Origin of the sequence: Pseudomonas sp. B14-6 (genome assembly GCF_013260315.1) — a bacterium.
Lineage (GTDB): Bacteria > Pseudomonadota > Gammaproteobacteria > Pseudomonadales > Pseudomonadaceae > Aquipseudomonas > Aquipseudomonas mandelii.
In genome coordinates, this window is the sequence record NZ_CP053929.1 from 112,846 (window position 1) to 131,090 (window position 18,245).

The following is an 18,245-nucleotide window of genomic DNA, read 5'->3' on the forward strand; positions in this document are numbered from 1 at the left end:
TGGTCAGAATTGGGTGGTTTGCTTGAGCCTCTGCGCCGCTGGCGTATCGCTCGGGCTGACCATCGCATAGTTGTAGCCGGCGCCGGACCAATACTCGGCCTGCAACTCGCCATCGCTGCGACTGCCCCGAGGCAGCAGGTTGTTTTTCGGTCCTGGTGGTCGCACGTAGAAGCTGATCTTGTGACCGCCCTGGTCTTCGTAAACCACCATCGCTGCCGGCCCTTGCTCGGTGCTGAGCAAGCGACCACTGACCGGCTTGTACCCCGAATCCGTCAGGTCCGGCAGTCGGTTGGCGCGGGTGAAATAACGGTCGAGCCAGGCCTGCATGTCACCGTCGTCGCTGACCTTGAAGTCGGCCGGCAGAATGCCTTGCTGGGCGATCAAGCGGTACGCCTGCAGGGCATCGGTCATCGGCGGTTGCGCGCTGACCAGTGTCATTTCCCGCGCCTGCCAGCCGCTCAGTCCACCGACGCTGACGGCGATCAAGAGCACCGCGGCGCTGGCCAGATGACGGCGCGACTGGCGTTTGATCCGCTGGCGAATCAGCGCCGGGTCGAGGTCCGGGTTGGCCGTATGGTGCAACGCGCCGCTCATGGCCGCGCGCAGGTGCTGGGCGTCCTGCTGCCAGGCGCGCACTTGCGCGGCGGTTTGAGGGTTACTGGCCAAGTAAGTCTCGACCAGGCGTCGGTCGGCGTCATTGAGTTGATGATCGACGTAGGCGTGCAGGTCGCGTTCGCTCGGGGGCATGCTGATCATTTGAGTATCCGCAGAGAAGGGCTGGTGATTTCGCCGTCGCTGAGTTGGCGCAGGGCCTGACGGGCGCGGGACAGGCGGGACATCACGGTGCCGGTTGGGACGTCGAGAATCTCGGCGACCTCTTTATAACTCAAACCTTCCACCGACACCCAGAGCAGCAGCGCACGCTGTTCGGTGGTGAGTTGGTCGAAGGCTTGCAGAGTCGATTGGGCGAGCACGGTACGTTCTACCGACGGTTGCGCATCGTCACGACCGGTAAAGAATTCGAGCATCCGCGCATAACGCCGGGAGCGCCGGTGGGCGTCGAGAAACTGCCGATAAAGGATCGAAAACAACCACGCGCGCAAGTCGCCCTCTGGGCGTTTGTCGCCCCAGCTCGACAGGGCGCGCTCCAGGCTCGACTGCACCAGATCGTCGGCGCTGCTGGGATTGCGGGTCAGCGACACGGCAAACCGTCGCAACCTGGGAATGATTTCTCTGAGTTGTTCGTCGATATCGTTCATGAAGTTCTGACTAGTCACTACGCTGTGGACTAGGAAGACGCCCGGCATTGGAGGTTATTCCACGTCCGGAAAAATAAATACCGGGCGATGGAATAAAGCGCTGTGGCGTACGTCTGCTTGGTTCTTCTCACTTGTGGCCGATGGCCCTGGAGTCATTCATGGTAGATCGTTCATCACCGCCCACCCGGCCACCGCTGAGTGCTGCAAGCCTGACGTTACGCCTGGGCGGCATTGCCGTGGTAGTCGCGGCGCTGGCCGGTGCTTTTGCCTACGTCAACGGCACGCTCGACCCACACCGCCTGACGCCGAAAAAGCTGATCAATGTGCTGGAAACCAACAACGGTGTGCACCCCGGATTTCGCCGTAACCACTCAAAAGGGGTGTGCGTGATCGGGCATTTCGAAAGCAGTGGCGAGGCGCGCAGCTATTCCAGCGCCCAGGTCTTCAACGAGGCGCAGACCCCAGTGGTCGGGCGTTTTGCCTTGCCTGCGGGTAATCCCTACGCGCCGGACAGCAGCGTGCCGATCCGCAGCATGGCGCTACGTTTTACCCAGGCCAACGGCCAGCAATGGCGCACCGGGATGAACAGCATGCCGGTGTTCCCGGTGGGTACGCCTGAAGCGTTCTATCAATTGCAGCAAGCGCAATCGCCGGATCCGGCCACCGGCAAGCCCAATCCTGCGGCGGTTCCGGCGTTCTTTGGCGCTCACCCGGAAGCCGCGCCATTCCTGGCCTGGATCAAGACGGCCAAGCCTTCGGCCAGTTATGCGACGGAGACGTACAACAGCGTTAACGCGTTTTACCTGGTGAACGCGGCCGGCCAGCGCCAAGCGGTGCGCTGGAGCATGACGCCGGTTGCCCAGGATGCTGCGGGTGCCACGGCGCCTGAAGGGGCTGACTTTCTTGAAAAAGACCTGGTTCAGCGTTTATCCGCCGGGCCGCTGCGTTGGCAGTTGAACATCACCCTGGCTAACCCCGGTGATCCGGTCAACGACGCCAGCAAGGCCTGGCCTGACGGTCGCAAAGTGGTGAATGCCGGCACCTTGGTGCTGGAACGCACCCAGCCGCAACTCAATGGCGAATGCCGCGACATCAACTATGACCCGCTCGTATTGCCGGCCGGTATCGAAGGCTCCGACGACCCATTGCTCGCCGCTCGCTCGGCGGGGTACGCCAGTTCCTATCTGCGCCGCACCAGTGAAGTCAAACAGTTGCCTGCCGCCAACGCTAAACAGGAGGCTCATCAATGAGTGCTCAACCGAATCATTTCGCGCCGTTGGCGCGGCTGCTGCATTGGCTGATGGCGCTGATGGTCATTGCAATGCTGTTTATCGGCGCAGGCATGGTGGCCTCGGTGTCCGAGCGGCATGAGTGGCTGATCCATCTGCACAAACCGTTGGGGATTGCGATTCTGCTGCTGGTGATCGTGCGCCTGGTCGTTCGTTTTTCCACTCGGCAACCACCGTTGCCGGCGGATTTGCCCGGATGGCAGGCACTGGCGGCGAAGGCTTCGCATGTCTTGTTGTACGCACTGATGTTCATTTTGCCGCTGCTGGGCTGGGCGATGATTTCAGCGGCCGGGGATCCGGTGATGCTCAGCAATTCGTTCCAGTTGCCGTCGATCCTGCCCGCCAATGCGCAGATGTTTGCGTTTTTGCGCAAGGCTCACGGGTATCTGGCGTACTTGCTGTTTCTGACCGTGTTGCTGCATCTGGCGGCAGCGTTGTTTCACGGTTGGGTGCGGCGTGATGATGTGCTGGACAGCATGTTGCGCGGGAAGGATCGCGGCTGAAGGCATCATGGCTGCATGCCGGGCATGCAGCCATCGTGGGCGATCAGCGCAGGGTATCGATCATATCGGCGACGGTCGTCAGCACGTCCTTGCCCAACTGCTTGGAGCGCTTGCCCGACCAGCCGGTCAAGGCGTTCGGCGCATCGTTGTTGTCCTTGAAGGGCATCTCCAGGGTCAGCGACAGGCAGTCGAATTTCTGACCGACACTGTTACAGGCCAGCGTCATGTTGGCTTTGCCCGGTTCGTCGCGGGTATAGCCGTGCTTGGTCTGGAAGTCCTTGGTCAAGTGTTTCAGATGGCTGCGGAAATGCTCTTCGAGTTTTTCGATCCGCGGCGTGTAGCCCGGGTTGCCTTCGCAACCGGCGGTGAATACGTAGGGGATTTCTTCATCGCCATGAATGTCGAGGAACAAGTCGACGCCGTACTTTTCCATCTGCTGCTGAACGAACAGCACTTCCGGGCTGATGTCCTGGCTGGCGCTCTGCCAGGCGCGATTGAGGTCCTGGCCCATGGCGTTGGTGCGCAAGTGACCGTGGAAGGCGCCGTCCGGGTTCATGTTCGGCACCAGGTACAGGTCGGCGCTGGCCAGCAGTTTGTTCAGTACCGGGTCGTCGTGCTTTTCCAGGCGTTCGATCACGCCTTCCATAAACCATTCGGCCATGTGTTCGCCGGGGTGTTGCTGGGCAATCATCCAGACTTTGCGCTGACATTCGGCGCCGCTGCCTTTACGCAGTAACTGGATGTCACGACCTTCCACGCTTTTGCCGGTGGCGAGCAGTTCGGTGCCAGCCTTGGTCAGCGCCTGTTCGATCAACCAGTCGTGACGGCCACGGCTGTAGGGTTCGAAGTAGGCAAACCAGGCGTGGGTGGCCGTCGCTTCGAGGCTGAAGCGCAGGCAATCGCCTTCGAAGATGGTCGGTACGCGGAACCAGTTGACGTGGTCGTAGGACGCCACCGCCTGATAACCGTCCCAAGCCTTGTTGTACGAGGATTTGCTGGCATTGTTCAGACGAAACCAGTGCTCCTGACCGACATGCAGACCGCTGGCCTTGAAATGAAACCACTGGAAATGCTGGCTGCGGGTGTCCGGTTTGATGGCCAGCAGGGCTTGAAGTGGATTACTGATGTCCAGCACTTCAATGTTGCCGCTGTCGAAATTTGCGCTGATGTCGAATGAGGATTTAGCCACGGTCATAGTCGATTCCTGAATATGATTTTTATGGCTGCTACTTTACACGCTGGGAAGGGAAGAACCGGGGGAAATTGCGGGGTAAAAGGGGGGCGTCTTCCTTGACGCAGACGCAGCTTAGAGACTGTGTGATTGATTCTCAAGCGCTATTTTTCATTAGTTTGGGCCAATGATGCCGGGCTTCTCTTGCCAATGGATATTCTTTTGATATCATCCGCGCCAATCGAATTCGCAACACCTGAAGACTTCATTAGCCTGAAGCCAAAGCCAGAATAACTGGCAAAAAAAGACCCGGCAAAAAGCCGGGTCAAAAACCGTGATTAGCCTGATGAGGAGATAGTCCAGGAGACCGACCTAAGGTCTCTTGGTCCATCGACTGATCTCGCGACCAGCTGAATGCAATAATAATCATTCTCGTTTGCAAGTCAAATGATTTTATCTGCGCGATTGGAAAATTCTTTCCCGTCTTTCCTCAAAAGTGCGTCCGGCTCAAACGCGCTGACCCTGTAAAGAACGATCAATCATCGCCTTGGCCATATCGATCATATGCACCGTCGAAAAGGCCAGGTCCCGACTTGCGCCGTGCAAGTTGCTGGCCGACTCGTAGGCGGTCGCTGCGGCACAGCGCAACAGATCCGACGCATGCACCAGCGCTTCTTCACCGCTGACCGCAGGGTTCACATCAAAAAATCGCTCCTCGACCACCGCTTCTGACACAGTTGGTTTCAAGTAATAGTCCAAGGCTTTTTGCGCGGCGGCGTTGCCTTTGGGCGAGGTGAGGGTGGTGTCCATTTGCATATCCGACAGGTCATTGCGGGGTAACGTCATGGCGATGGCAAGCTCCGTGATAGATTCAGATCCGTGAACCAATCCTAGTACTAACTGTATTTGTGACGAGAATTTAAATACTACAATTTGTGTTTTGTTGCCCGGAGTCCGCCACGTATCGTGCCGCCCATGGATAAATGGATTGAGTTGGTCAAAGCCAAGATGAGTGAGTTGAAAGTCACTCAGGAAGTACTCGCCGATCGCCTCGGGATGTCCCAGGGCGGTGTGGGTCACTGGCTGAATAAGCGCCGTCAGCCGAGCATCGAAGACATGAATCGTGTCTTGCGGGCGCTCGGGATGGATTTTCTGGAAGTGGCGATGGTCATTCGCGAGCCTTTGGTCGTACCGGACGACGAGATGCCCCTGACGCAAAAGTACAACCCGTACTTCCGTTACCCGGTCAGTGACTGGCGCGAGCCTGCGCAGCTGCGTGACGGTGAGCTATCGGTCTACGGCAAGCCGCGTTTCGAACTGACCGATTACCACGCTCAGGGCGCAGCCTTCTGGCTCGAGGTGGTCGGCGACGCGATGACTGCGCCCAGCGGAATCAGCATTGCCGAAGGCATGATGATCCTGGTGGACCCGGCCATTGTGCCGGAACCCGGAAAGCTGGTGATCGCGCAATGGGCGGGCAGTGTTGAAGCGATCTTTCGCAAGCTGATCGAAGAGGGCGGGCAGCGTTACCTGGTCCCGCTCAATCCGACATATCCGAAAGCCCTTTTCACCGAAGAGTGTCGAATCCTCGGCGTGGTGGTTCAGGCAACGGCCAAATTCTAATCAGATCGGTCCTCGCAATGCGTAGGACCGATCTTCATTTCACGCTTCTTCCAGTTCGACCAACGCACTGCCTTCGCTGACCATCTCGCCTTCCTGGCAGTACAGCGCCTTGATCACCCCGGCATGGGGCGCGCGAATGCTGTGCTCCATCTTCATCGCTTCCAGCACCACCAGTTGCGCACCGGCCTCAACCGTTTGCCCAGCCTCGACCAGCACGCGCACGATGCTGCCGTTCATGGGCGCGGTGAGCCCACCCTGATGACTGTGACTGGCTTCAACGGCGCTGATCGGGTCGTAAGCCTCGATGCGGCGCAATTCCCCTTCCCACTGCAGATACACAACCTCGCCACGGCGAATGACCCGGTGCTGGCGGCGCACGCCGTTGTGCTCGGTCAGCAGCTGTTCGCCCTTGAGCTGTGCGGTGTGGGCATCAACGTTACCCAGCGTCAGCGCCCGGTCCTGTCCTTCACAACTGAGGTGGAGGGTGATTTCCCTCGGCAGTCCAGCACGAAAACCATTGCCCACAGCCCAAGGCGAGCTCAGGTCATCAGCGCGCGGAGAACCTGGCTGGCTCTGGGCAAACGCCTGAGCGGCGGCTTGCCAGAACTCATCACTGAGGTCCGCAGGCTCTGGCAACAATTGCTCCTGATAACGCGGAATAAACCCCGTATCCAGTTCTGCCGCAGCGAATGCCGGGTGAGCGATGATCCGGCGCAGGAAGTTGATGTTGGTCTTCAGCCCGCCGATCGCAAACTCATCGAGCATGCTCAACAATCGCAGCCGCGCCTGCTCACGGTCCTCGCCCCAGGCAATCAGCTTGCCGAGCATCGGGTCGTAGAACGGCGAGATCTCGTCGCCTTCTTCCACACCGCTGTCGACCCGACGTCCCGGACCTTCGGCCGATTCGCGATACAACGCCAGGCGCCCGGTGGCCGGCAGGAAATCATGGCTCGGGTCTTCGGCGTACAGCCGCACTTCAATTGCATGGCCGATCAACGGAACCTGCTCTTGAGTCATCGGCAACGCTTCACCGCGCGCCACACGAATCTGCCACGCCACCAGATCGAGGCCGGTGATCGCTTCGGTGACCGGGTGCTCGACCTGCAGACGCGTGTTCATCTCCATGAAGAAAAACTCGCCGCGCGAATCCAGCAAAAACTCCACGGTGCCGGCGCCGACATAGCCGATGGCCTGTGCCGAACGCACGGCAGCTTCGCCCATGGCGCGACGCAGTTCCGGACTCAAGCCGGGAGCGGGCGCTTCTTCGACGACTTTCTGATGGCGACGCTGAATCGAGCAGTCACGTTCATTGAGGTACAGGCAGTTACCATGCTGATCGGCGAACACCTGGATTTCCACATGACGCGGCTTGAGCAGGTATTTCTCAACCAGCATCCGCGAATCGCCAAACGAGGATTTTGCTTCACGCTGCGCCGAGGCCAGGGCTTCGGCCAGCTGGCTGACGTCCTCAACCACTTTCATGCCTTTGCCGCCGCCACCCGCTGTCGCCTTGAGCAACACCGGATAACCGATGCGTTCGCAGGCATCGCGGAAGGTATCGAAGTCCTGGGCTTCGCCGTGGTAGCCGGGCACCAGGGGCACGCCGGCGGTTTCCATCAAGGCTTTGGCGGCCGACTTGCTGCCCATCGCGTCAATGGCCGAGGCGGGCGGGCCGAGGAAGATCAGGCCAGCGTCTTCAATGGCGCGGGCGAACCCGGCGTTCTCGGATAAAAAGCCATAACCGGGGTGAATCGCCTGAGCGCCGCTGGCCTTGGCCGCAGCGATCAATTTATCGATTTGCAGATAGCTGTCAGCGGCTTTGCTGCCGCCGAGGTCGACGCGGATATCCGCTTCGCGGCTGTGCCGGGCGTCGCGGTCAGTGGCGCTGTGCACGGCCACGGTGGTCAGGCCCAACGCCTTGGCGGTGCGCATCACCCGGCAGGCGATTTCGCCACGGTTGGCCACCAGCAGAGAGGTAATCACAGGTGCGCTCATCAACGCGGCTCCTTGGGGGTGGTCGGTGCTTGCCAGCTCGGCGGACGTTTTTGCAGAAAAGCCCGCAGACCTTCCTGGCCTTCGGGGCTGACGCGGATGCGGGCGATGGCATTCTCGGTGTAACGGCGCAGCGCCGGGGTCAGCGCGCCGTTGCCGACTTCACGCAGCAAGTCCTTGCTGACGCGCATGGCGGCCGGGCTGTTGAGCAGCAGGTTGTCGATCCACTTCTCCACGTTCTGCTCCAGCTCAGCGACCGGATAGCTCTCCGACAACAGGCCGATTTCCCGCGCCCGTTGCCCGCCGAAACGTTCAGCCGTCAGGGCATAACGGCGTGCTGCGCGCTCGCCGATGGCTTGCACCACGAACGGGCTGATCACCGCCGGCGCCAGGCCGATGCGCACTTCTGACAGACAGAACTGCGCGTCATCGGTGCCAATCGCCATGTCGCAGCAACTGATCAGGCCCAGCGCGCCGCCGTAGGCCGCGCCTTGCACCACGGCCAGGGTCGGGATTTTCAGCTTGGCGAGGTTGTACATCAATTCCGCCAGTTCCCGGGCGTCGTCGAGGTTGGTGTGGTAATCGAGCTCGGCCGATTGCTGCATCCAGGCCAGGTCGGCACCGGCGCTGAAATGCTTGCTGCGGCCGCGCACCAGCAGAAACCGCAGGCTGGCATCGGTTGATACTTTGTCCAGTGCGAGGATCAGTTCGCGGATCATCTCGGCGTTGAACGCGTTGTTCTTTTCTTCACGGCTGAGCCACAGGGTCGCGAAACCTCGTGGGTCGGTCAGCAGTTCGAGGGTGTTGAAGTCGCTCATGTTTGTCCGTCTCCACAACTCTATTCTGTGGGAGCGAGGCTTGCCCGCGAAGGCGGTTTGTCAGTCACATCGATGCTGGATGTGCCAATGCCTTCGCGGGAAAACCTCGCCCCTACAGGGTCGGATCACATCCGGAACACGCCGAAGCGGCTCGGTTCGATTGGCGCGTTCAGCGACGCGGACAAGGCCAGGGCCAGCACGTCGCGGGTCTGCGCCGGGTCGATGACGCCGTCGTCCCACAGCCGTGCGCTGGAGTAATAAGGGTGGCCCTGTTCTTCGTATTGATCGAGGATCGGTTGCTTGATCTCGGCTTCCTGCTCGGCGCTGAAACCCTGGCCACTGCGCTCGGCTTGCTCGCGCTTGACCTGCACCAATACGCCAGCCGCTTGCTCGGCGCCCATCACGCCGATGCGCGCGTTCGGCCACATCCACAGGAAGCGCGGATCGTACGCGCGCCCGCACATGCCATAGTTACCGGCGCCAAAACTGCCGCCGATGATCACGGTGAATTTCGGCACCTTGGCACACGCCACGGCGGTCACCAGTTTTGCGCCGTGCTTGGCGATGCCGCCGGCCTCGTATTTCTGGCCGACCATGAAGCCGGTGATGTTTTGCAGGAACAGCAAAGGAATGCCGCGCTGGCAAGCCAGTTCGATAAAGTGCGCGCCTTTCTGCGCGGCTTCGGCGAACAGGATGCCGTTGTTAGCGAGGATCGCGATAGGGTAACCGTGCAGATGCGCGAAGCCGCACACCAGCGTGGTCCCGAACAGCGCCTTGAATTCGTCGAACACCGAACCGTCGACCAGCCGCGAGATCACCTCGCGCACATCGAACGGTTGCTTGGCGTCGGCCGACACCACGCCGTACAGCTCATCGCTGGCGTAGAGCGGGGCGATGGGTGTGCGCTGCTGCAGTTCGCCGAGCTTGCGCCAGTTGAGGTTGGCGACGCTGCGCCGCGCAATGGCCAGCGCGTGTTCATCGCTCTCGGCGTAGTGGTCGGCGACACCGGAAATCTTGCAATGCACATCAGCCCCGCCGAGGTCTTCGGCGCTGACCACTTCGCCGGTCGCGGCTTTCACCAACGGCGGACCGGCGAGGAAAATGGTGGCCTGCTGGCGCACCATGATCGCTTCGTCAGCCATCGCTGGCACATAAGCACCACCCGCCGTGCAGGAGCCCATGACCACGGCAATTTGCGGGATGCCCATGGCGCTCATGTTGGCCTGGTTGAAGAAGATCCGTCCGAAGTGCTCGCGGTCTGGAAACACTTCATCCTGACGCGGCAGGTTGGCGCCGCCCGAATCCACCAGATAGATGCACGGCAGGCGATTCTGCTGGGCGATGGTCTGGGCACGCAGGTGTTTTTTCACCGTCAGCGGGTAATACGAGCCACCTTTCACTGTGGCGTCGTTGGCGACGATCATGCACTCGACGCCTTCGACACGGCCGATCCCGGCAATCACGCCCGCCGCCGGAACGTCTTCGCCGTAGACCGCGTAGGCCGCCAGTTGGCTGATCTCTAAAAACGGTGAGCCCGGATCGAGCAGGCGATTGATCCGTTCACGCGGCAGCAATTTGCCCCGCGAGGTGTGACGTTCTTGCGCCTTCGGACCGCCACCTTGCTGCACTTGGGCGAGCAGGGTGTGCAGGGCGTCGACCTGTTTGAGCATCGCCGCGCTGTTGGCCGCGAACTCCGCCGAACGGGGGTTGAGCTGGGTATGCAGAATCATGGGGCTACTCCGTAGCAGCTTCGAGTTGCAAGCGACAAGCTACAAGTTGAAGCAAGAGCACGGTCCTCTTGCAGCTTGAAACTTGCCGCCTGCCGCTGACGAAATTTATTTCGTTTCGTTGAACAGTTCGCGACCGATCAGCATGCGACGGATCTCACTGGTGCCAGCGCCGATTTCGTACAGCTTGGCGTCACGCAGCAGACGACCGGCCGGGAATTCGTTGATGTAGCCGTTGCCGCCAAGAATCTGGATCGCGTCGAGGGCCATTTGCGTGGCGCGTTCGGCGCTGTAGAGGATCACGCCGGCGGCGTCCTTGCGGGTGGTTTCGCCACGCTCGCAGGCTTGGGCCACGGCATACAGATAAGCGCGGCTGGCATTGAGTTGGGTGTACATGTCGGCGACTTTGCCCTGGATCAGCTGGAACTCACCGATGCTTTGGCCGAACTGCTTGCGGTCGTGGATGTAGGGAACGATCAGGTCCATGCAGGCCTGCATGATCCCGGTCGGGCCGCCGGACAGCACGACGCGTTCGTAGTCGAGGCCGCTCATCAGCACTTTCACGCCGCCGTTGAGCACGCCGAGGATGTTTTCTTCCGGCACTTCGACGTCATCGAAGAACAGCTCGCAGGTGTTGGAACCGCGCATGCCGAGCTTGTCGAATTTATTGCTGCGGCTGAAGCCTTTCGAATCACGTTCGACGATGAACGCGGTAATGCCGTGGGGGCCTTTTTCCAGGTCGGTCTTGGCGTAGATCACGTAGGTGTTGGCGTCGGGGCCGTTGGTGATCCAGGTCTTGCTGCCGTTGAGCACGTAGAGATCGCCACGTTTGTCGGCACGCAGCTTCATCGACACCACGTCGGAACCGGCATTCGGTTCGCTCATGGCCAGGGCGCCAATGTGTTCGCCGCTGATCAGCTTCGGCAGGTACTTGGTTTTCTGTTCGTGATTGCCGTTGCGGTTGATCTGGTTGACGCAGAGGTTGGAGTGCGCGCCGTAGGACAAGGCGACTGACGCCGAGCCGCGACTGATTTCTTCCATCGCGACCACGTGGGCCAGGTAGCCCAGGCCAGCACCGCCATATTCTTCCGCGACGGTAATGCCCAGCAGGCCCATGTCGCCGAATTTGCGCCACAGGTCAGCCGGGAACAGGTTGTCGATGTCGATCTGAGCGGCGCGCGGGGCGATCTCTTTGGCGACGAAGGACTGAACCTGATCGCGCAGCATGTCGATGGTTTCACCGAGGGCAAAGTTCAGGGATGGGTAGCTCATGGGTCACCTTTTGGCTTTTTTGTCGGTTGGTGAGGCCGTCAATTGGCTCTCACCTTTACGTTAACGTAAGCCTGTGACGAATGGCTGTCAATCACCCTTTACGTTAACGTCAACTTGAGCGACAGTAGGGCCAGTTCAAGATCGAACAGCGGCAAATCCTGTAGGAGCGAAGCGTGCTCGCGAAAGCGTCAGATCAGTCGACATCAGTGTTGAATGTACTGGCCTCTTCGCGAGCACGCTTCGCTCCTGCAGGTTGGGTCGCCCACCCGCAAATAAAGACAATAGGGGTCGTCATGGATCAACCCAGTGCAAGCCCGCAGCGCAGCTATACCCGTGGTTCCCAGGAAAAAGCCTTACTGGCGATGACCATCGGTCAAGCATTCGACAACACCGTCGCGCAATACCCGGCCGGGGAGGCGCTGGTCGTGCGCCATCAACAGTTGCGCTACACCTGGCAGCAATTAGCCGAGGCTGTCGACCTGCACGCCAGAGCTCTGTTGGCGCTCGGCTTGCAGACCGGTGACCGCCTCGGTATCTGGGCACCGAATTGCGCGCAGTGGTGCATCAGCCAATTTGCCAGCGCGAAAATCGGTGTGATCCTGGTCAACATCAACCCGGCCTACCGCAGCTCCGAACTTGAATACGTGTTGAAGCAATCCGGCTGCCAATGGCTGGTCTGCGCCGGTGCGTTCAAGACCTCCGACTACCACGGGATGCTGCAGGGCCTGGTGCCTGAGCTGGCGGAGCAATCCATCGGAAAGCTGCACAGCGAACGCCTGCCAGACTTGCGCGGCGTCATCAGTCTGGATGCACAACCCCCGTCGGGCTTCCTGCCGTGGTCGCAACTGGGCGATCTCGCCGCCAGCGTGTCCGCCGAACACTTGCGTGAGCGCCAGGACAGCCTGCATTTCGATCAGGCGGTGAACATCCAGTACACCTCCGGCACCACCGGTTTCCCGAAAGGCGCGACCCTCAGTCACTACAACATTCTCAACAACGGGTACATGGTCGGCGAAAGCCTCGGGCTGACGGCCCATGACCGCCTGGTGATCCCGGTGCCGTTGTATCACTGCTTCGGCATGGTCATGGGCAATCTCGGCTGCATCACCCACGGCAGCACCATGATCTACCCCAACGATGCGTTCGACCCGCTGCTGACCCTGACCACGGTGGCCGAAGAAAAAGCCACCGCACTCTACGGCGTGCCGACCATGTTCATCGCCATGCTCGATCACCCTCAACGCGCCGACTTCGATCTGTCGAGCCTGCGCACCGGGATCATGGCCGGGGCGACCTGTCCGATCGAGGTCATGCGCCGGGTCATCAATGAAATGCACATGAGCGAAGTGCAGATTGCCTACGGCATGACGGAAACCAGCCCCGTGTCGTTGCAGACCGGTCCATCAGACGAGTTGGAACTGCGCGTCACCACCGTCGGCCGGACTCAGCCGCAGCTGGAAAGCAAGATCATCGACGAGGCCGGCAACCTGGTGCCGCGTGGCACCATCGGCGAACTCTGCACCCGCGGTTACAGCGTGATGCTCGGTTACTGGAACAACCCGCAAGGCACCGCTGAAGCCATCGATCAGGCGGGCTGGATGCACACCGGCGACCTGGCGAGCATGAACGACGAGGGTTACGTGTGCATCGCCGGGCGCAACAAGGACATGATCATCCGCGGCGGTGAGAATGTTTACCCCCGTGAGCTGGAAGAGTTCTTTTTCACCCATCCGGCGGTGGCGGACGTGCAAGTGATCGGGATTCCGTGTTCGCGCTATGGCGAAGAGATTGTCGCCTGGATCAAATTCCACCCGGGCCACAGTGCGACAGAACAAGAGCTGCAAGCGTGGTGCAAGGAACGCATCGCGCACTTCAAGACGCCGCGTTACTTCAAGTTCGTGGAAGAGTTTCCGATGACCGTGACCGGCAAGATCCAGAAATTCCGGATGCGCGAGATCAGTATCGAGGAATTGCGCGAAAAGCAGGTCTGACAAATTCGCCCTTGTGGGAGCCAGCAGGCTGGCCCCCACAAGGGCGGTGGTGAAAACCTGGATTGCAGAAAGCACAAAGGGGAGCCGAGGCTCCCCTTTAATTTTCGTCGCACGTGCTCTTTTTTTATTATTGAGGGGCGGTCTGTTGTTGTTTTTAGTGACCGTGACCCTTTACCGCTGTTTTTGTCGATCCCCATCCGGGATCAAGAGCAAACGTATTTTTTTGAGCGCTGATCTACTTTTTCGCTGAGCGATCCAACCAGTTCGGGAGCTACCTGAGGGTAGTTTTATTGTTCTCTGCCCGGTTGCGGGTTACTCCGAAAAGCACCCTGAAAAGCACATCCTCTCCAAAAAAATCTGTTAGCTGCGTCTCTGCCGTGTTGTTTTTGTTATGTCAGAGTCGTTACGTCTTATTTTTATTGGGTTTGCCGCTTTTTTTGTTCTTGTTATGCAGTAGAGATAGCAGAAGCCGTGCCAACTTTAAAAAATCCTTATAAATCAGCTATTTAACTTTTTGTGAGATTTTTCCTTCGGATGAAACCAGACAATTTGTTTCCGTGTTACTCGCTTGTGCCCCACGTTTCAGACACAGCGGTAACACCCGCACGCCTCACTGTGCGCTGCGAGCCTTGGCCACGCGCGAACCGGTCGGTCGCCCCAGCACGGAGCAAATCTGCTGGCCGGCCAAAATCAGAGCGTCCAGATCAATGCCGGTCTCAATACCGAGGCCGTTGAGCAGGTAAACCACGTCTTCGGTGGCGACGTTACCGCTGGCGCCCTTGGCGTAAGGGCAGCCGCCGAGGCCGGCGATGGAGCTGTCGAACACCGCGATACCTTCCAGCAGGCTGGCATAGATGTTGGCCATGGCCTGGCCATAAGTGTCGTGGAAGTGCCCGGCCAGTTTTTCACGCGGCACTTGGGCCGACACCACCTCGAACATCTTGCGGGTCGCGCCGGCGGTGCCGGTGCCGATGGTGTCACCCAGGGAGACTTCATAGCAGCCCATCGCGTAAAGCTCGCGGGCGACGTGGGCAACTTGTTCGGGAGCGACGTTACCTTCGTAAGGACAGCCCAGCACGCAGGACACGTAGCCACGCACGCTGACGCCGTGTTGCCTGGCCGCATCCATGATCGGCACGAAGCGCGCCAGGCTTTCGCTGATCGAGCAATTGATGTTGCGTTGCGAAAACGCTTCGGAGGCCGCGGCGAACACCGCGACTTCCTTCACCCCGGCCGCGATTGCATCCTCAAACCCGCGCAGGTTGGGGGCGAGTGCGCCATAGGTCACACCCGGTTTGCGCTGGATTTGCGCAAAGACGTCGGCGGAGCCGGCCATTTGCGGCACCCACTTGGGTGAAACGAAACTGCCGACTTCAATATAGCCAAGGCCCGCAGCGGTCAGCGCGTCGACCAGTTGCACCTTGTCCGCAACGCTGATGGGTTGGGCTTCGTTCTGCAGGCCATCACGGGGACCGACTTCGACCAAACGTACATGAGAGGGTAGGGACATGGGAATCGACCTGCTGTAATTGTCTGAATGTTCAGCGAATCCCGTAGGAGCGAAGCTTGCTCGCGAACGCGGTATGTCATTCAACGTTGGTGTCGACTGATGTGGCGCTTTCGCGAGCAAGCTTCGCTCTTACAAGTATCCGGAATGTTTATTGAGCGGGTTGCTGGCTCTTGATCGTCTGCTCCAGCGCCTGGGTGCAGCGCTCCTGCGCGGTGTCCAGTTCCAGTTTCATCTGCTCGATGTCGAGCATCTGCTGCTCCAGCTGTTCGCGGCGCTCGGCGATCTTGCTCAGCATGGTTTGCAGCTGTTTCTGGTTGCCGCCGGTGGGGTCGTAAAGTTCGATCAGCTCGCGGCATTCAGCCAAGGAAAATCCAATGCGCTTGCCCCGCAGGATCAGCTTCAGACTGACCTTGTCACGGGGCGTATACACACGTTCCTGGCCACGGCGCTCAGGGCTGAGCAGGCCTTGCTCTTCATAGAAGCGAATGGCCCGCGTGGTGATGTCGAGCTCGCGGGCGAGGTCTGAAATGCTATAGGTCTGGCTGCTCATGGAAGCGCTCGAAGAAGGTCATGGCGCTAAGCTAATGGCAGGTTGACGTTTACGTCAAGGGGCGTGAATTGCTGGCGTCCTTGCTGGCCTCTTCGCGAGCAGGCTCGCTCCCACATTGGATCTGCAAGGAACACAACATCGGTGAGAGATCCCTGTGGGAGCGAGGCTTGCCCGCGAAGAACGATGACGCGGTCCAAAGCCCTACACCTTATCGAGCTTCTTCTCATGCGCCGTCACTTGCTGGCACAACTCGATCATCTGTTCGCGCATCCAGCGGTTGGCCGGGTCCTGGTCAGTGCTTTCGTGCCAGTAGAGGTGCGTTTCCACCGGCGGCACGTCGTTGACCGGCAGGTTCACCGAATACAGGTCATGACGACGGGCGAAGCGCTCCGGCACGGTCATGACCATGTCGGTCTGCTGCAACACCTGGGACGCCATCAGATAATGCTGGGAGCGCAGGGCAATCTTGCGCTGGATGCCCATTTTCCCCAGGGCCAGGTCGACGTGACCCAGACCGCTGCGGCGGCTGGAGATATGAATGTGCGTCAGCGACAGATAATCATCGAGGGTGAATTTCTCCTTGCCCGCCAGCGGATGGCCCTTGCGCATGGCGCAGACGTAGCGGTCTTCCATCAACTTGACGTGACGCACCTGCGGGTCAGTGTTGAGTGGCGCATCCACGGCGAAATCGAGACGCCCGGCCGCCAGTTCCTTGGTGGTCTCGCGGCGCTTGGACAGAAAACTTTCGATGATCACCGTCGGCGCCAGGCGGCGCAGGCGCTGGAACAGCGGTGGCAGAATCACCGCTTCGGTCAGGTCGGTCATGCTGATGCGATACGTCTTGACCGCTTGCAGCGGGTTGAAAATCCGGCTTTCCTGCACCGACACCCGCAGCAGGGAGAGCGCGTTACGCACCGGTCCGATGATGTTTTGCGCCATCGGTGTCGGCACCATGCCTTGCGCCGTGCGCACGAACAACGGGTCGTTGAAGGTCTCGCGCAGGCGGGCCAGAGCGTTCGAGACGGCTGGCTGAGTAATGCCGACAATCTGCCCGGCTCGGGTCAAATTGGCTTCGGTGTAGATCGCGTCGAAGACGATGAAAAGGTTGAGGTCGACCTTGCTCAGATTCATTGCGCTGCACTCTTATTGTTGGTTCTCAATCAGCCGATCATATATCGGTGATGAATGTTAATACACGCCGAGAATAGGCTAGGTAAATTATCAACGCTGTTCTAGCATCGATGCATGACCTAAAACAACCTCTGCCCAAGAAGGTAATTGCTCATGGATTTCGCTTATTCGCCCAAGGTTCAGGAACTGCGTGAGCGCGTGACCGCGTTCATGGACACTTACGTTTATCCCGCCGAAGCCGTGTTCGAGCGCCAGGTCGCCGAAGGCGATCGCTGGCAGCCGACCGCGATCATGGAAGAGCTCAAACTCAAGGCCAAGGCCGAAGGGTTGTGGAATCTGTTTCTGCCTGAGTCCGAACTCGGTGCCGGCCTGACCAACCTCGAATACGCGCCATTGGCGGAAATCATGGGCCGCTCGCTGCTCGGTCCTGAGCCCTTCAACTGCTCCGCACCGGACACCGGCAACATGGAAGTGCTGGTGCGTTACGCCAACGAAGAACAGAAACAACGCTGGCTCGAACCGCTGCTGCGCGGCGAGATCCGCTCCGCGTTCGCCATGACCGAACCGGACGTCGCTTCGTCCGACGCCACCAACATGGCTGCCCGCGCTGTGCGTGACGGCGACGAGTGGGTGATCAACGGTAAAAAGTGGTGGACCTCAGGCGCCTGCGACCCGCGCTGCAAGATTCTGATCTTCATGGGCCTGAGCAATCCTGACGCGCCACGCCACGCCCAGCACTCGATGATCCTGGTGCCGGTGGATGCCCCGGGTGTGAAGATCGTTCGTCCGTTGCCGGTGTTCGGCTACGACGACGCGCCTCACGGCCACGCCGAAGTGCTGTTTGAAAACGTTCGCGTGCCGTATGAAAACGTCCTGCTGGGCGAGGGACGCGGCTTCGAAATCGCCCAGGGTCGCCTTGGCCCTGGCCGGATTCACCACTGCATGCGCTCGATCGGCATGGCCGAGCGTGCGCTGGAGTTGATGTGCAAACGTGCAGTGAGCCGCACCGCGTTCGGTAAACCGTTGGCACGCCTGGGCGGCAACATCGACAAGATCGCCGACTCGCGGATGGAAATCGACATGGCACGCCTGCTGACATTGAAAGCGGCGTACATGATGGACACCGTCGGTAACAAGGTGGCGAAGAGCGAGATCGCGCAGATCAAAGTCGTCGCGCCGAACGTGGCCCTGCGGGTGATCGATCGGGCCATCCAGATGCATGGCGGGGCAGGGGTTTCCAACGATTTCCCGCTGGCCTATATGTATGCGATGCAACGCACCCTGCGCCTGGCCGATGGCCCGGACGAAGTGCACCGCGCGGCAATCGGCAAGTTCGAGATCGGCAAGTACGTGCCGAAAGAGATGATGCGTAGCGGGCACTGACGAAGCCTTGGAACGCCAGCAGATTT

General features: G+C 59.9%; 16 protein-coding genes. 5 read left to right on the plus strand and 11 right to left on the minus strand.

The features are described 5' to 3' along the window. Positions 1 to 3 precede the first annotated feature (3 nt). Positions 4 to 756: an anti-sigma factor gene (locus HP062_RS00480; RefSeq protein WP_010458764.1), complete on the minus strand. Its 753-nt coding sequence runs from the start codon at positions 754 to 756 to the stop codon at positions 4 to 6. After that, positions 753 to 1,259 carry an RNA polymerase sigma factor gene (locus HP062_RS00485; RefSeq protein ID WP_010458766.1) on the minus strand — a complete coding sequence of 169 codons (507 nt, stop codon included), beginning with the start codon at positions 1,257 to 1,259 and terminating at the stop codon, positions 753 to 755. Before HP062_RS00485 ends, HP062_RS00480 begins: the two co-directional genes overlap by 4 nt. Positions 1,260 to 1,417: 158 nt before the next feature. Here HP062_RS00485 and HP062_RS00490 point away from each other — a divergent pair, with 158 nt between their 5' ends. Further along, the gene (locus HP062_RS00490; protein ID WP_172790591.1) at positions 1,418 to 2,509 is read left to right on the plus strand and encodes a catalase family peroxidase; all 1,092 of its coding nucleotides are present in this window, start codon (positions 1,418 to 1,420) and stop codon (positions 2,507 to 2,509) included. Then, positions 2,506 to 3,051 (plus strand): cytochrome b, encoded by a 546-nt coding sequence (locus HP062_RS00495; protein WP_010458769.1) that lies wholly within the window; start codon positions 2,506 to 2,508, stop codon positions 3,049 to 3,051. Before HP062_RS00490 ends, HP062_RS00495 begins: the two co-directional genes overlap by 4 nt. Before the next feature lie 43 nt (positions 3,052 to 3,094). Here HP062_RS00495 and HP062_RS00500 read toward each other — a convergent pair whose 3' ends face one another. Beyond that, positions 3,095 to 4,246: a carboxypeptidase family protein gene (locus HP062_RS00500; protein ID WP_172790592.1), complete on the minus strand. Its 1,152-nt coding sequence runs from the start codon at positions 4,244 to 4,246 to the stop codon at positions 3,095 to 3,097. 483 nt (positions 4,247 to 4,729) lie between these two features. After that, positions 4,730 to 5,068 carry a DUF6124 family protein gene (locus HP062_RS00505; RefSeq protein ID WP_010458773.1) on the minus strand — a complete coding sequence of 113 codons (339 nt, stop codon included), beginning with the start codon at positions 5,066 to 5,068 and terminating at the stop codon, positions 4,730 to 4,732. A gap of 129 nt (positions 5,069 to 5,197) precedes the next feature. On the opposite strand from HP062_RS00505, the gene HP062_RS00510 reads away from it, so the two are divergent. After that, positions 5,198 to 5,845, plus strand: coding sequence for a LexA family transcriptional regulator (locus tag HP062_RS00510; protein ID WP_077749758.1), 648 nt, complete (start codon positions 5,198 to 5,200; stop codon positions 5,843 to 5,845). 39 nt (positions 5,846 to 5,884) lie between these two features. On the opposite strand, the gene HP062_RS00515 is transcribed toward HP062_RS00510, so the two are convergent. The 4 genes from HP062_RS00515 to HP062_RS00530 all read right to left on the minus strand — a co-directional run bounded on the left by HP062_RS00515 (position 5,885) and on the right by HP062_RS00530 (position 11,654). Then, positions 5,885 to 7,840, minus strand: coding sequence for an acetyl/propionyl/methylcrotonyl-CoA carboxylase subunit alpha (locus HP062_RS00515; RefSeq protein ID WP_010458777.1), 1,956 nt, complete (start codon positions 7,838 to 7,840; stop codon positions 5,885 to 5,887). Further along, the gene (locus HP062_RS00520; protein WP_172790593.1) at positions 7,840 to 8,655 is read right to left on the minus strand and encodes a gamma-carboxygeranoyl-CoA hydratase; all 816 of its coding nucleotides are present in this window, start codon (positions 8,653 to 8,655) and stop codon (positions 7,840 to 7,842) included. Before HP062_RS00520 ends, HP062_RS00515 begins: the two co-directional genes overlap by 1 nt. 125 nt (positions 8,656 to 8,780) lie before the next feature. Next, entirely contained in the window at positions 8,781 to 10,385 is a 1,605-nt protein-coding gene (locus HP062_RS00525) for a carboxyl transferase domain-containing protein (protein ID WP_010458780.1), read from the minus strand. Between the two features lie 105 nt (positions 10,386 to 10,490). After that, complete coding sequence (locus HP062_RS00530; protein WP_172790594.1) at positions 10,491 to 11,654, minus strand: isovaleryl-CoA dehydrogenase; 1,164 nt, start codon at positions 11,652 to 11,654, stop codon at positions 10,491 to 10,493. Positions 11,655 to 11,947: 293 nt separating this feature from the next. On the opposite strand from HP062_RS00530, the gene HP062_RS00535 reads away from it, so the two are divergent. After that, complete coding sequence (locus tag HP062_RS00535) at positions 11,948 to 13,645, plus strand: AMP-binding protein (RefSeq protein WP_010458784.1); 1,698 nt, start codon at positions 11,948 to 11,950, stop codon at positions 13,643 to 13,645. A gap of 610 nt (positions 13,646 to 14,255) precedes the next feature. Here the strand turns inward: HP062_RS00535 and HP062_RS00540 are convergent. The 3 genes from HP062_RS00540 to HP062_RS00550 form a co-directional block, all read right to left on the minus strand. Continuing rightward, positions 14,256 to 15,155, minus strand: a complete 900-nt coding sequence (locus HP062_RS00540) for a hydroxymethylglutaryl-CoA lyase (protein WP_172790595.1) — start codon at positions 15,153 to 15,155, stop codon at positions 14,256 to 14,258. Between the two features lie 148 nt (positions 15,156 to 15,303). After that, positions 15,304 to 15,705 carry a MerR family DNA-binding transcriptional regulator gene (locus HP062_RS00545; protein WP_010458788.1) on the minus strand — a complete coding sequence of 134 codons (402 nt, stop codon included), beginning with the start codon at positions 15,703 to 15,705 and terminating at the stop codon, positions 15,304 to 15,306. Positions 15,706 to 15,906: 201 nt separating this feature from the next. Continuing rightward, positions 15,907 to 16,836: a LysR family transcriptional regulator gene (locus tag HP062_RS00550; protein WP_008148497.1), complete on the minus strand. Its 930-nt coding sequence runs from the start codon at positions 16,834 to 16,836 to the stop codon at positions 15,907 to 15,909. A gap of 153 nt (positions 16,837 to 16,989) precedes the next feature. Between HP062_RS00550 and HP062_RS00555 the strand changes: the two genes are divergently transcribed. Continuing rightward, positions 16,990 to 18,219 carry an acyl-CoA dehydrogenase gene (locus HP062_RS00555; protein ID WP_077749762.1) on the plus strand — a complete coding sequence of 410 codons (1,230 nt, stop codon included), beginning with the start codon at positions 16,990 to 16,992 and terminating at the stop codon, positions 18,217 to 18,219. Positions 18,220 to 18,245: the final 26 nt, after the last annotated feature.